At 67.0% G+C, this 14,519-nt stretch carries 10 protein-coding genes; 5 read left to right on the top strand and 5 right to left on the bottom strand.

The features are described from left to right. Positions 1-26 precede the first annotated feature (26 nt). Both EP7_RS23435 and EP7_RS23440 read left to right on the top strand, forming a co-directional pair. Positions 27-1,337 (top strand): PP2C family protein-serine/threonine phosphatase, encoded by a 1,311-nt coding sequence (locus EP7_RS23435; protein ID WP_463524590.1) that lies wholly within the window; start codon positions 27-29, stop codon positions 1,335-1,337. A 112-nt stretch (positions 1,338-1,449) separates the two neighbouring features. Next, positions 1,450-2,811: a hypothetical protein gene (locus EP7_RS23440; RefSeq protein ID WP_463524592.1), complete on the top strand. Its 1,362-nt coding sequence runs from the start codon at positions 1,450-1,452 to the stop codon at positions 2,809-2,811. A gap of 16 nt (positions 2,812-2,827) precedes the next feature. On the opposite strand, the gene EP7_RS23445 is transcribed toward EP7_RS23440, so the two are convergent. Both EP7_RS23445 and EP7_RS23450 read right to left on the bottom strand, forming a co-directional pair. Then, positions 2,828-3,808: a GDP-mannose 4,6-dehydratase gene (locus EP7_RS23445; protein WP_463524593.1), complete on the bottom strand. Its 981-nt coding sequence runs from the start codon at positions 3,806-3,808 to the stop codon at positions 2,828-2,830. Between the two features lie 53 nt (positions 3,809-3,861). After that, complete coding sequence (locus tag EP7_RS23450; RefSeq protein WP_463524595.1) at positions 3,862-4,470, bottom strand: HNH endonuclease; 609 nt, start codon at positions 4,468-4,470, stop codon at positions 3,862-3,864. Between the two features lie 257 nt (positions 4,471-4,727). On the opposite strand from EP7_RS23450, the gene EP7_RS23455 reads away from it, so the two are divergent. Then, positions 4,728-6,002, top strand: coding sequence for a competence/damage-inducible protein A (locus tag EP7_RS23455; RefSeq protein ID WP_463524596.1), 1,275 nt, complete (start codon positions 4,728-4,730; stop codon positions 6,000-6,002). 14 nt (positions 6,003-6,016) lie between these two features. Here EP7_RS23455 and EP7_RS23460 read toward each other — a convergent pair whose 3' ends face one another. Then, positions 6,017-6,721 carry a hypothetical protein gene (locus EP7_RS23460; RefSeq protein WP_463524597.1) on the bottom strand — a complete coding sequence of 235 codons (705 nt, stop codon included), beginning with the start codon at positions 6,719-6,721 and terminating at the stop codon, positions 6,017-6,019. 37 nt (positions 6,722-6,758) lie between these two features. Beyond that, positions 6,759-7,625 carry a hypothetical protein gene (locus tag EP7_RS23465; RefSeq protein WP_463524599.1) on the bottom strand — a complete coding sequence of 289 codons (867 nt, stop codon included), beginning with the start codon at positions 7,623-7,625 and terminating at the stop codon, positions 6,759-6,761. A 780-nt stretch (positions 7,626-8,405) separates the two neighbouring features. Here EP7_RS23465 and EP7_RS23470 point away from each other — a divergent pair. Continuing rightward, positions 8,406-10,397, top strand: coding sequence for an RNA polymerase sigma factor (locus tag EP7_RS23470; RefSeq protein WP_463524601.1), 1,992 nt, complete (start codon positions 8,406-8,408; stop codon positions 10,395-10,397). A 48-nt stretch (positions 10,398-10,445) separates the two neighbouring features. On the opposite strand, the gene EP7_RS23475 is transcribed toward EP7_RS23470, so the two are convergent. Further along, positions 10,446-11,573, bottom strand: coding sequence for a serine hydrolase domain-containing protein (locus EP7_RS23475; RefSeq protein WP_463524602.1), 1,128 nt, complete (start codon positions 11,571-11,573; stop codon positions 10,446-10,448). A 475-nt stretch (positions 11,574-12,048) separates the two neighbouring features. On the opposite strand from EP7_RS23475, the gene EP7_RS23480 reads away from it, so the two are divergent. Next, the gene (locus tag EP7_RS23480) at positions 12,049-14,292 is read left to right on the top strand and encodes an ABC transporter ATP-binding protein (RefSeq protein WP_463524604.1); all 2,244 of its coding nucleotides are present in this window, start codon (positions 12,049-12,051) and stop codon (positions 14,290-14,292) included. Positions 14,293-14,519 lie beyond the last annotated feature (227 nt).

Here is a 14,519-nt window from a genome sequence, read left to right on the forward strand (position 1 = left end):
TTCCTCATCGAGTCTCGCCCCGCGACATGCCCCCACAACCGGCGGCGGCCGACCTCGGTGAATCCCCGGATCGCGCGGTACGAGACACACCGACGAGCCGACGGCCCGCCGACGGCCTCCAGGTCGCCGGCAATCGGCCGAAGGCCCGCTCCCCACACCTCGGACAAGGCCAGGTCGTGAACTGGGACGACTATCTCGTCGGGGCGGCAACAGACACAGGGCTGCGCCGCTCGAACAACCAGGACTCTCACGCCGTGGTCCCGGCCCCCAGCGAGGGGGTCTGGACGCAGCGAGGCCACCTCTTCATGGTGGCCGACGGCATGGGTGCGCACGCCGTGGGCGAGCTGGCCAGCAAGCTCGCCTGCGACAACATCCCGCACCACTACGCCAAGTCCAAGAAGGACACCCCGGTCGAGGCCATCACCAAGGCCTTCCGCCAGGTAGGTGCCCTGATCCACGGCAAGGCCACCGCCAATAAAGATTTCGCGGGCATGGGCACCACCTGCTCCAGCCTGATCCTCCTGCCGCAGGGCGCCCTGATCGCCCACGTCGGAGACTCCCGCGTCTACCGCATCCGCGGCCCCTTGATCGAGCAATTCTCCTTCGACCACAGCCTGGTCTGGGAGCTGATCCGGCGCAACCACCTGTCGTCGGAGAACGAGTCGCGGGCCATCCCCAAGAACGTCATCACCCGCAGCCTCGGCCCCGACCCGTCCGTCGAGGTCGACATTGAGGGGCCCTTCGCCGTCCAGACCGGGGACACCTTCCTGATCTGTTCCGACGGCCTCTCGGGCCCCGTCACCGACCCCGAGCTGGGCGCACTGGCCTCGAGCTTCGCCCCCGAGGACGCCTGCCGCTACAGCGTGCAGCTGGCCAACCTGAGGGGCGGGCACGATAACATCACCGTCGTGATCGTCCGGATCGGGCCCTGGGTTGATCCCGACCACCCCGACGCCGCCGGTTCGCCCGGATCCGACGCCCCGGCCACCGCCAGGCGTGGGCTGATGTCCCGGCTCGGCGGGATGATCCTCGGCGGCAAGGCCCGCAAAGAGGACGACGCGGTCGAGGAGAAGCCTTACCGCACGGCCTCGGCGGAGATCAATCCCGAGCTGCTCGACAACCTCGAAGACCTGGTCCGAAGGGCCCAGGCGGCGGCCGTCGAGCAGGCCTGGTCGGTCGACTGGATCGAACTGTCCGTCTACCGCAGGCAGATCGCCGAGGCCCGCAAGGCGGGCAACCTGCGTGCAAGCCTGCGAGGCATTTGCGAGTCGATCGTGGTGCTCGGCCAGGCCGCCCGGGTCCACCGCAAGGCGGGCGGCCCGGCCATCGTGATCTGATCCGCGTCGACGCCCGGCGGTTGCGGCCGTAAGCCGGATCGGCGATGCTCCTCGGTCGAAGCCCCGCCCATTCCCGTCGGGCGGGCCGTCACGACCCGAGGCGCCCGCCATCATGAATTCGGCGACCACCAGACGCAGTTTCCTCGGTGCCGCGGGCCTCGCCGTCGGCCTGGCCGAGACCCAGGCCCTCGCCCAGGATGCCGCCGGCCAGGGGCCCAACACGGCCCCGTCACCCAGGCCCGCCCCCGGCACCGGCCCGAGGCCGAAGATCGCCGTACTGGCGTCGGTCTACCACTACCTGTCGCACGCCTACCACATCGCCGGCCGGTTCCTGGACGGGTTCGAGGTCTACGACGGCCAGGGCTTGCACCACCCGCACGCCGAGATCGTCAGCCTCTTCATCGAGCAGCTTCCGGCCAACGACCTGGGCCGGGGCGTGGCCGAGCGGAACAAGGTCAGGCTGAGCCCGACCATCGCCGACGCCCTGACCCTGGGCACCGGCAAGCTGGCCGTCGACGGCATCCTGCTCATCGGCGAGCACGGCGATTACCCGTTCAACGCCAAGATGCAGAAGCTCTACCCGCGAGGCAAGTTCTTCCGCGAGGCCGCCGCCGTCCTGGAGCAGTCGGGCCGAGGCGTGCCGATCTTCGTCGACAAGCACCTGTCCTACGACCGGGCCGAGGCCCAGTCGATGGTCGACACCGCTCGCCGCCTGAAGGCCCCGTTGATGGCCGGCTCTAGCCTACCTGTCACCTGGCGGCTCCCCGCCTTCGAGCCGCCACTGGGCGTCCCCATCGCAAGTGCGCTGGTCGTCTCGCGCGGCGAGATCGAGATCTTCGGGTTCCACGCGTTGGAGTCGCTCCAGTGCATGGTCGAGCGCCGCGACCGAAAGGGTAAGCCGCAGGGGGTGGTCGCGGTCACCTGCCTGCAAGGGGAAGACGTCTGGAAGGCGGGCGACGAAGGGCGCTGGGACAAGTCCCTGCTTCCCACCGCGATCGGCCGCAGCCACACCCTGAACCCAGGCGACATCCGCCGGACCACAAAGGACTTCACGCCCCCCGCGGGCCGTCCGTCCTACCTGAACGAGCCCCTGGCCTTCCTGGTCGAGTACACCGACGGGCTGAAGGCGTCGGTGGTCATCGCCAACGGCCATGTGGACGACACCACGGTGGCCCTGCGCACGCCGGACGGCAAGCTCGGCTCGACACTCTTCTACCTGCCAGCCCCGCCTGGTGCCTGCTTCTTCACGCCGCTCTGCCTGCGGATCGAGGACTTCTTCCGCAGCGGCAAGCCCCCCTACCCGGCCGAGCGCACCCTGCTGACCGGGGGCATCCTCGACGCCGCGCTCGAGAGCCGCGTCCGGGGCTCGGTCCGGATCGAGACGCCCGACCTGGCCGCGATCGACTACGCGGCCCCGGCCAACTCGGGCTTCATCCGGACCCCGATCGCCGACCCCACGCCGAACGCGATCTGAACCGGCGCCTCGCCGATCAATCTGCCGAGCGGTCGGTCTTGGCCGACTGCTCGGCGACGACGTCGGCGAGGATCTGGTCGAGATTTCGCGTGGGCTTGTAGCCGGTCAGGCGGCGGATCTTCGAGAGGTCTGGCACGCGTCGTTGCATGTCCTCGAAGCCGGCGGTGTACGCCTCTCGGTAGGGGACATACTTGATCGGCGCGGCCGAGCCCGTCACCCTGCGGACGCGCTCGGCGAGCTGGGTGATGGTCACCTCTTCATCATTGCCGACGTTGAAGACCTGGCCGTGGGCGGCCGGGTTGGAGAGGAGCTGCACCAGGGCAGTCACCACGTCGGAGACGTGGGCGAAGCAGCGAGTCTGCTGGCCGTCGCCGAAGACGGTGATCGGCTCACCCGCGAGCGCCTGCTGGACGAACCTGGGGACGACCATGCCGTAGCGGCCGGTCTGGCGCGGGCCGACGGTGTTGAACAGGCGGGCGACGACCACCGGCAGCCTGGCCTCGTGCCAGTGGGCCAAGGCCAGGAACTCGTCAACCATCTTGGCGCTGGCGTAGGCCCAGCGGCGGGTGGTGGTCGGTCCGATGACGCAGTCGTCACCCTCGGCGAACGGGATCCGTTCGCTCTTTCCGTAGACCTCGCTGGTCGAGGTCAGCAGCACCGGGCGTCGATAACGGGAGCAGGCCTTCAGCACGACGTCGGTGCCGGTGACGATCGTCTCGATCGTCTTGACCGGCTGGTCGACGACGAGCCGGACGCCGACGGCGCTGGCCAGGTGATAGACGGCCTGGCAGGCGACGACGCAGTCCTCGACCACGCGGGGCTCGGTGACGCTGGCCACCCGCATCTCGAATCCGGGGCGCCCCTCCAGGTGGGCGAGGTTCCCATACCGGCCGGTGCTCAGGTCGTCGAGCACCAGCACCGAGTGCCCCTCGTCGAGGAGGCGCTCGGAGAGGTGTCCGCCGATGAATCCGGAGCCGCCGGTGATGAGATAACGCATCGCTTATTCCGATTCCGATCCGACTCTGTTTTCCGGGGAACCCGCGGCCCGTCTCAGGCCGAGGGGGGATCGTCGATGGGGACGTTCCAGTAGGCTTCGCTGAGGAACCGCGACCAGCTGGCGATCCGGATGTTGGGGGCGTCGTAGAAGGGCTTCCAGGCGGGCCGAACCGGCAACTTCCGCAGCTTCATCCCGGCGCGTTCGACGGTCCTGTTCGACTTCCTGGCGTTGCACGAGACGCAGGCCAGGACGCAGTTCTCCCAGGTCGTGGCCCCGCCGAGGGACCTGGGGTGGACGTGGTCGATGGTCAGCTCCTCGCTGCCCGGCTGGCAGCCGCAATACTGGCAGGTCGAGTGGTCCCGCTTGAAGAGGTTGCGGCGGCTGAAGGTGACCGGGTTCTGCCGGGGCCGGTCGTGCCGGGTGAGGGTCAACACCTCGGGCACGCGCAGCCTCGACGAGACGGTGCGGATGAAGGGCTCGCCCTCCTTGGGGGCAAGGCGGATCCAGTCGGCCCAGTCATAGAGGCGGAAGTCGTCGGGGTCGACGATCCTGGCCGCCTCGTTCCAGACGAGGGTCAGCGACCGTGCCACGGTGGCCACGTTCACCGGCTGCCAGTTGCGATTGAGGACCAGGGTCGGGCGTTCCAAGACGGCGCAGACCATGCAAAGCCTCCCGGAATGCCGCGGAAGCGGCGGGTCGACTCGATTCGGCTCGGCGCGCTCGATGCGGCCCGGGGAGGGGCCTCGGCATAAGCATTACACCATAAACGAGGGAGGCGCGTCAGATTTTCCCGACCCTCCCCCGTTCCTCGCCGCCCCTTCATGACCCCCGCACGCCGGGTTGGGTTCGCCGGGCCGAGGATGGCCTGTTACATTGGTGGATCCAGAGCACCCGCCAGGCCAATGACGAGCACCCATTCATGAGCGCCGAAGTCCTGTCCATCGGCAGCGAGCTGGTCAGCGGCCAGAACCTTGACACCAACAGCCAGTGGATCAGCCGCAGGCTCGGCTCGCTGGGCATCACCGTCCGGTTCCACACCACGCTGGGCGACGACCTGGCCGAGAACGTCGACGCCTTCGGGATCGCGGCGCGTCGATGCGACCTGGTCATCGCCACTGGCGGGCTCGGGCCGACCCAGGACGACCTGACCCGCGAGGCCCTTGCCGCGCTGGGGGGCGTGGGGCTCGTCGAGGACCCCGCGTCGCTCGCCGCCATCTCCGACATGTTCACGTCCAGGGGCCTGGTCATGGCCGACCGGAACCGGGGACAGGCCCTCTTCCCGGCCGGGTCCGAGCCCCTGCCCAACCGTGCGGGCACCGCGCCGGGCATCTGGATGGCGGTCGGCAAGTCGGTGGTCACCTGCCTGCCGGGCGTGCCGGCCGAGATGAAGATCATGTTCGACGAGCAGGTCGTCCCCAGGCTGAAGGCCGCGGGCCTGGTCTGCCGGTCGATCGTGCATCACAAGATCAACATGTTTGGCAAGGGTGAGTCGGACATCGAGGCCCAGGCGCTCGACCTGACCGTGCGGGGGCACGTCCCGGAGGTCGGCATCACGGCATCCAAGGCCACCATCTCGTTCAGGGTCCGCGGCGAGGGGGCCGACGAGGCCGAGGCGCTTGCCTCGATCGCCGACACCCTGGCCCAGATCCGCGAGCGGTTCGCCCCGTTGATCGTCGGCGAAGGGGATGAGGACGTCGTCGACGGCCTCGTCTCCCAGCTCAAGCGTCGAGGCGCGACCCTCGCGCTGGCCGAGTCGTGCACCGGCGGCCTCATCGCCAGCCAGCTCACCGAGGTCCCGGGCGTCAGCGAGTGCTTCCTCGGCGGGGTGGTCTCCTACTCGAACAAGGCGAAGACCGACCTGCTGGGCGTGCCGGCCGACCTCATCGAGCGTCACGGCGCGGTGAGCGAGGAGGTGGCCCGCGCGATGGCCGTCGGCGCGTTGGAGCGGTTCGGTGCCGACCTGGCGTTGTCGGTCACGGGCATCGCGGGGCCGGGCGGCGGGACGCCCGAGAAGCCGGTGGGCCTGATCTACATCGGCCTGGCCATGGCCGGCGAGTCGGCCGTGCGGCGGCTCCTGATGCCATCGACCCACACCCGCGACCTGATCCAGGCCAGGACCGCCAAGCACGCCATGAACTGGGCGCGCCTGGCCCTGGTGGAGCGGGCCGCGGGCCGGCCGATCCCGTCATCTTGAGATGGGACCTCGGCTCACTTGGGGATCGGGGCACGGACGGGCTTGGTGGCGTCTTCCTTGGCGGCGTCGGCCGCGGTGTCGGGGCCGCCGATGGGCCTCAGCACCACCAGACTGGCGGCCAGATTCTTCGAGGCCGACGCCCGGCGGTAGTCGACCTCGACGAAGAGGCCGTCCTTCAGGTCGGCGGGCTTCAAGGTCAGCGGCTTCTTATCCTTGTCGGTCGCTTGATCCTTGGCGGCCGGGTCGACGGAGCCCTCCCTGGCGCCGGCCGGGGTGGCGCTCCCCTTGGTGGTCTCGTCGGTGGAGGCGCGGAAGCGGGTCTCGATCTTGGAGTCGGGTCCGAGCTCGATGACGATCAGGTTGTCCTTGTCCTTGGGCTGCCCCTCGGTGGCCACCGACTTGGCCCCGGCGCGGGCCGCCTTGTCGGTGGTCTTCACGGTCCCGAGCGTCGCCTGGTCGCGAGCCCAGTCACTCCAGATCACATCCGCGTTGACCGTGACGACGACTGGCAGCTTGTCCTTCGGGCCGTCGCCGGGCCTCCGATCGACCTTGACGATCACGCCGGAGACCCGCTCCGAGGCGGCGCCGTCCTTGCGCTGGGCCTTGGGGGGATCGGGGACTTCCTTGCCCTGCACGTCCTGGGCGTCGGCGGTCATCGGGGCCAGGGCCCCGGAGATCAGGGCGAAGAGTGCGATTCGTCGGCTCGTTCGGTTCCACATGGATCGGCTGCTCCGTCGGAGGGGCGCGACGGCCGGGTCAGCCCTGCGGCCGACCCGCGGTCGTCTCTGGCCCTTCCGGCTGCAACTCCCGGGCCGGTTTGACTTCCGAGCCCGACCAGACGGCGACCGCGCCGGGGTGGTGCCCCCGGACCCAGGCCGTCGCATCGGCAAGCTTGGACCTCCGCCCCGCGTTGTCCGAGGCCTCCAGCGCCCCGAGCAGGAACCCCGCCAGCTCGCGATTCGGCGTCTCGGCCGCGGCATCCCGCCTCAGCCTGGCGACGGCCTCGGGCTTCGGGTCGAGCCCCGCGGCGCGAGCGTAGTCGGCCCAGAGGCCAATCACCGGGTCGGCGTTGTCCGCCAGGGTCTTCAGAGGCTCGGGCGGCACCCTCGGCCTGCGATCGGCCGCCAGCGCCAGGGGCCTGAGCAGGAGTAGCCTGAGCCAGTCGGGCCAACCTTCGCTGAGTGCCACCGACAGGACATAACCTCGCGGATCGCCGGAGACGGCGTCGGCCGTCAGCCCCTCGGCCAGCAGGTATCGGCCCCGGGCCGGCACCTCTCGATCCAGGGCAATGTCCCACTTCTGGCGATCATTGACCGTCGGGTTGACCGCCAGCCGCCCGGCCGCCGCCACCCGATCGACCTCGGTCCGCCCGGGATCGTTCAGCACATAGACGTCCTGCCAGACCTCCCGCGTGGTCCAGATCCGGTAGCCGAACCACCCCAGCAGGGCGACCATCACCGCCAGCCCGCCGATCCCCAGATAGAACAGCCCGCCATATTTCTCGGCCTGCGTCAGCTTCTTCGGGGGCAGATCCCCCGGCCCGAGCGTGATGATCGGCAGCGAAGGAAACAGCGGCTTGAAGGGCTCGTGCCCCCCCTGCCCCGATGATTTTTGATCGGCCATGCTCGGTTCAACTCTCGGTTAGCCAGCGCGACGCCTTCCGCCACTCTAGCGAACCCAGCCTATCCACGTCATCCAGAGCCAAGGCTCGGGTCGCCCCCCTCAGGCCCACACCCATCGGCTCTACCCCCTTGACTTTCAGCATTCCGAGAGAGGATTTGCTGGCCAAAATTGTTGAATTCTCGGGTTCGTTTCGTAATCTTAATTTTCAGCCCACTAATCCACCCGCACACGAATCACACCATTAATTGAATCTAATCTTTGATTTAGAAGAACTTACGTCAGTTTTTCAGGGACGTCTCGACATCGAACGAGTGGAGATCGTGGGTCCGATAATCAGCGACCCCCACCAAGTTCGGACACTCGTGTTCGTGGGACAAGTGCCGAAGTAGAGACGGAGTTCGGACTTTCGAGGGAAGCGTCCGGTCGTTCGAATTGCCAAAGAGTTCGACGGGGCCTCACAGACCATCGAGGATCGATGGTAAGGCCTTCCCATGAAATAGTCTGAATTGTCGGGGGATTCGTTCTGCCTATTTTCAAAATCGACCGAATCCCTCGAATTCGGGTCGAGACGTTGCCCGAATGCAACGTTTCGACCGCGATCACTCGCCCTGTCACCGAGTTCTCCGAGGCCGTTGCGGGCGGGCTGTTGGACTGAATCGGTGGGCGAGGCATGGCCCGACTTTCGAAAATTGACGGTGCTGGGGAGAAAGCTGGATTGGCCGGGCGACTTGGTGCACTCCTTGAAGTATCGAAGCTTCAAAGGGCGATCGGGGCGACGGCATGGCCAGCTTGGGTGGCGGATCGGTCTTAGGCCGGGTCCAACGACTGTTCGGGCACGGGACCGTGGCCGGATTGGGCGAGCGCGAGCTGCTGGATCGGTTCGTGGCGGCCCGGGACGAGGGGGCGTTCGAGGCGCTCCTGGATCGATTCGGGCCGATGGTGATGGGGGTCTGTCGGCGTGCGCTCGACGACCCGCACGACGTGGACGACGCGTTCCAGGCGACGTTCCTGGTCCTGGTTGTCCGCGCCCGAACGATCCGCGACGGCGACCGGCTCGGCCCCTGGCTGCACGGGGTTGCGACCAAGGTAGCGTCCCGTGCCCGGATTCAGGGGCGACAGCGACGGCGGCGCGAGGCCGGCGACGCGGAGGGCCTGATGGGCGAGGTGCCCGTTGAGGTCGAGCGGAGCGAGCTTCGGGCGGTGCTCGACGAAGAACTGGAGCGGCTCCCCGAGTCGTACCGCCAGCCGATTATTCTCTGCTACCTGCAAGGCCAGACCCACGACGAGGCCGCCGCCCGCCTGCGCTGGCCGGTCGGCACCGTCCGCAGCCGGATGGCCCGGGGCCGCGACCTGCTGCGGGGCCGCCTGGAACGGCGAGGGATGGCCCTGTCGACGGCCGCCCTGTTCCTGGAAACCGAGGTCGGCCCGGCGACGGCCTCGGCCGCCCTGATCCGAGCCACGCTGGAGGCCGCGATGCGCGTCGCGGCCGGCAAGACGATCGCCGCCGGGATGGTCTCGGCGGCCGTGCTAACCCTTGCGCAAGGAGTGACGACGACCATGACCATGAGCACATTCACATGGACCGCCGGAATCGTGCTGGCCCTGGGCCTCGCCGGCGGCGGGATCGGCGTGGCGGCCTTGCAGGATAACGCCGGTGCGCAGGTCCCGGGCGACGAGCCTTCGGTCGAGGAGTTAAAGACGCAGCTCCACGAGGCCAGGCAAGAGCTGGCCGACTCGCATCGACGCGAGGCGGAACTGGCCCGCTCGGTCGAGACGCTTCAAGGTCGGCTCGATACCGCGTCCACGCGAACAAGGACGCAACCGAAAGCCGGCGCAGCGACGGGAAAGACGCGAGGGTTGGCGACTGCTCCCGGAGGCGAGCAGAACGATCAGGACCTTGAAACGGCGCAGGCTTCCAGGGGCACGCCCAAGGATGAGGCCAAGCCGGGAAGAGGCCAGGCCAGGAACTCGCGTGAGGGCATGCCCGGCATGGGAATGCAGGCGATGATGCGCATGACGGGCCGTCAACAGGGGATTCCTGGGGGCGAGCAGAACAACCAGGACCTTGAGAGTGAGCAGGTCTCGGAGGACACGCCCAAGGATGAGGCCAAGGCTGGGAGTGGAATGAGGGGGATGATGATGGGCCGTCAGCCGGGGATGACCATGGGCGGCGCCATGAGAGGAATGCCGGGCGGCATGGGGATGATGGGTGGCGAAGGCATGAGCATGCCCGGAATGGGAATGATGGGCATGATGGGCGGCGGAGGCATGAGCATGAGTGGGAAGCCACCCGGCTACGTGTCCGGTGGCTCAATCTTCACGATGGTGAAGCCGCGTGACGGAAAGTTCTGGGCTTACAGCCTGGAGTCGGGCGTTTGGGACGCCTACACGCTTCCTCCGGGTGTCAGCAAGGTCGTGCCTGTCGTCGACGGCAAGGTCGCGATGCTGATGATGGAAGGGCCCAGGATCACGCAGGTTGCCGCATTCTCCGGCCAATCAGGGAAATGGATTCCTCAAGACTTGCGCGAGCCCGCGACGAAGGTCACGCCGATCGTCGTAGGTGGCTTGAATGCGGTCTACATCGTGGGCCGGTTCGTCTACGCCTTCGGCGTCGAGGCGTCGGCCTGGGGGGTGCTCGAGCTGGAAGAGGGGGCCAAGCCGGGCCCGATGATCGGCCGTGACTCGGTGACGCTCGAACACGGCGGGAAGTTGCACATCTTCAGCGGCAAGCTCGCCAAGTGGTCGAGCATCGAGATCAAGGCGCCCGATTGAGGCGTTGCCAGCTGTGCAGTTCCTCGCGTTAAGCGAGGCGCGGCCGGCTCAATCCTTCGCGTGCGAGGCGGCCGCGTCGCCCAGTCGGGACGAGAATTCACCCAGATCCGTCATGTTGGTGTTGCTCAGCAAGATCACGGTGATGTCCGCGTCCATCCGATGGGAAAGGAGGCTATTCGCACCCTGGATGCTGCCATATCGCTCGAAGACCTTGTCCGGCTTCCCGCCGACGTCCAGGCCCCTGACCCAAGCCCCGTATCCATAATTGTCCAGGCCCGGCTTCAGCATCCGGTCGAGTGAGTCGGGCTTCAGGAGTATTCCGCCGAAGAGGGCATCGGCGAACTTCTTGAGGTCGGTCGCTGTCGAATACATGGCGCCGGCGGCGTACCAATTCTCGGGATACATCGGCCAGTCGTTCGTCAGTTCCTCAGACCCCTTCGGCCGCCAGTAGGTCCTCGCGAGCTTCTTGGTGATCTTGCCGTGATGGATCATCCCCGAATCGGACATCCCGAGCGGGGTCAGGATCCGATCCGCGAGCACGACTTCGTAGGGCCTGCCATCGAGGGCCTCGATCACCTTGCCCAGGATCACATAGTCGGCATTGTTATAGTCGAATTTCTTCCCGGGTTCGTTGACGGGCTTGCCCCGGGCGAGTTCGTCGAGGAGCTGTTCGGTCGTGTGGGGCAACTGGTAGAGTTCCAGGCCTTTCTTCCCGGCCTCCTCGTCCGTCAACAAGGTGTCATAATTCGCCAGGCCCGATGTGTGGTTCAGGAGATGGTGGATCGTGATCGCGCCGGCCCCCGGGCCAGAATGGCGCGGGAGGTAGGTGCCGAAGGGGGCATTCAGGTCGAGCTTCCCCTGCTCATTGAGCTGGAGGATCAGCACCGACGTGAAGGCCTTGGTGATCGACGCGATACGGAATTTCGTGTCGTCCTGGACGGGGATGTCGAACTCGCGGTCGGCGAGCCCGAAGCTCCGGTGGAAGAGCGTCACTCCCCGACGCTCGACCAGGATCGTCCCGTGAAAGTTGTGACTCGTCGCATAGTCACGCGCGACTTCTTCGAGCGCCACGCCCTCTCCCGAAGCGTGTGAGGTGACGACGAAGAGGAGGGCCGCGACGAGCGCAAACGAAGCGAGTCCGCGACACGACGGGGTTGCGACAGCGCGTGAATTCATCTGGCGGGCTCCGTTGGAAGGCCTGGCCGTCGCGACAGAGATCTGTGCCGCGGCGCGGCCGGTCCTCGATTTCGCGAATCGTCCGACGTTCTCCCCCTTCCACAATCGGGGGGCTGCACGTTGAATCGCGTTCTGTCGAAACGGCTGCCATCATTAGGCGTATTCATCATCGCGACCACGCATCCGATCCCAAAGGGTCGCGTTCTCGGGCAGTTGTTCCTTCGAGTCTTCGAGAAGGACGCCGCGAAGATTGGAGTACGAGCGGGGTGGGTCGAATGGTTTCGAGGGATGGTGCGGGAGAGGACGGGGCCTGGGCAGGAGTCGGGCGAATTGGGTCCTAGGTCGGTGGAAGTCGGGTTGGCGAAACGCCGAGTTGGTGTTAGAAGGTCGAGCAACCCGACCCCCGGATGGCGTTTACGCTGGGATGGGGGGCATGGAGGCTCAAGGGTTTCCCCGTCTTGGGCGCTGGCCAATCATGAAGAATTTCGCCCGCCTCGTGCGGTTCTCCTGGCCCTACCGAGTCAGGTTCGCTCTCTCGCTCTTTTGCGCGATGCTGGTGGGTCTGCTCTGGGGGGCGAATCTCAGCGTGGCCCTGCCGCTGATGAAGATTCTCTTCTACAACCAGAATTGCCAGATCTGGATCAACGACCAGATCGACTCCAGCGAGCTGGAGCGCGCCCGGCTGAGTGGACGCCTGGAAGAGCTGGACAACATCACGCGTCTGTCGGCGGCAAACCGCCGGGACGAGTTGTCGGATCACTTCCAGACGGTCAGGGCCGAGCACGAAGCCCTCTCTGATGGGCTTCGCGACGACGTGAGCGGCATCGACCTGATCGGCCCGCAGCCGCCGGCGCTGGTCGAAGCAACGGTGGGCGAGATCGCGCAGCTGAACGCCAGGAAGCGCGCGTTCGCCGTGATCGAGGCCCGACTCGACGAGCTGAAGCGGTCGGCGAAGAAGACCGAGGACGGCGACCATTCGGACATCGAGACCCGTCGGGACAAGCTCAATCACGACAAGGCCGATGCCGAGACCTGGCTGAGGCGCTATCAGTGGTGCCAGCCATTCATCCAGCGCTACCTGCCGGATGACGCCTTCCGGACGCTTCTTCTGATCATCGGCGTGGTGATGGCCAGCGTCGCGCTGAAGGGGCTCTTCCTCTTCTTCCAGGAAGTTCTGGTTGCCGACATCGTGCAGCTCTGCCTGTTCGATATCCGCAACAAATTCTACCGACGGACGATGGCGCTCGACCTGGCCCACTTCTCGAAGCAGAACTCGGCCGACCTGATCGCCAGGTTCACCAACGACATGGAGTCGGTGGGCCAGGGCTTGAGCACGGTCCTGGGCCGGGTGATCCGCGAGCCCTTGCGGGCGCTCAACTGCCTGGGGATCGCGCTCTGGCTGAACTGGCGGCTGACGCTACTGGCCCTGGTCGTGCTGCCGATCTCGGTGGCGACGGCCAATCGCGCCGGGCGGGTGATGAAGCGTGCCGTCCGGAAGTCTCTGGAGAGCATGTCCAACATCTACAAGATCCTCCAGGAGACCTTCCAGGGGATCAGCGTGGTGAAGGCGTACACCACCGAACGACGCGAGCGGCGGCGGTTCTTCCTGGAGACGAAGGCGCTCTACAAGAAGGCCGTGCGGGTGGCGACGATCGACGCGATGTCCGACCCGGTCCTCGAACAGCTCGCCCTGACGACGGTGAGCATCGCGCTGCTGGCGGGCTCCTACCTGGTGCTCCGGCGGACGACGTTCCTGGACCTGGGGTTCATCAAGCTCCAACTCGCCAACAAGCCGCCCGCGATCGAGGACCTGCTCTACTTCTACGTGACGCTGGCGGGCATCTCCGACCCGGTGCGGAAGATGGCCAACGTGCACTCGAAGATCCAGCGTGCCGCGGCGGCCGCCGACCGGATTTGCGTCCTGATGGACCGCGAGCCCGAGGTGAAGACCAGGCCGGGCTCGGTTCGGATGGGCAGGCACCTGCGGGGCATCGAGTTCGAAGACGTCGCGTTCCGGTATGACCAGGGCGAGCCGGTCCTGAGGGGCCTCAGCCTGAACGTCAAGCACGGCGAGACGATCGCGCTGGTGGGTCCCAACGGCTGCGGCAAGTCCACCCTGATGAACCTGATCCCACGGTTCTACGACGTCACCGGCGGCTCGATCCGGATCGACGGCCACGACGTCCGGGACATCCACCCGAGGAGCCTGCGAGGCCAGGTGGCCGTGGTGCTCCAGGAGACGATCCTGTTCGAGGATACGGTGGCGAACAACATCGCCTACGGGCGGCGTGACGCGACCCGCGACGAGATCATCGACGCGGCCAAAAGGTCGTACGCCCACCAGTTCATCTCGGCGATGCCCGAGGGGTACGAGACGATGGTCGGGGCCCGAGGGGCCGGGCTGTCGGGCGGCCAGAGGCAGCGGATCGCGCTGGCCAGGGCGATGCTGCGTGACCCCGCGATCCTGATCCTGGACGAGGCCACCAGCGCCGTGGATATCCAGGACGAGGCCCTGATCCGCAAGGCGATCGAGGAATTCTCCCGGGGCCGCACGACGTTCCTGATCACCCACAGCCTGAGCTCGCTCCAGTTCGCCGACCGGATCGTGCTGATGAACGGCGGGAAGATCGACGCGGTGGGCACCGAGGCCGAGCTGCGACGGACCTCCCCCTTGTTCCGCAAGCTGCACGAGATCCACTTTCAGCGCGAGAGCGCCTGACGCAACGACACCGACAATCGACCTTTAAGGGCCGGCCGGGTCATTCACCCGGCCGGCCCTTGGTCGTTCCATGAGGTGCCGACGCACCGGCCGGGCACATCCATGGATGGCCGGTGGCATTTTCATTGACCGGAAGATGATCGGCAGCGTACATTTCTAGGACGAGGGTCCGCGAGCCAGGCCGGCGCCCTCGCACGTCCGTTCCGGCCTCAGCCGCGAGTCAGGAG

The organism is Isosphaeraceae bacterium EP7, from assembly GCA_038400315.1.
GTDB lineage: Bacteria > Planctomycetota > Planctomycetia > Isosphaerales > Isosphaeraceae > EP7.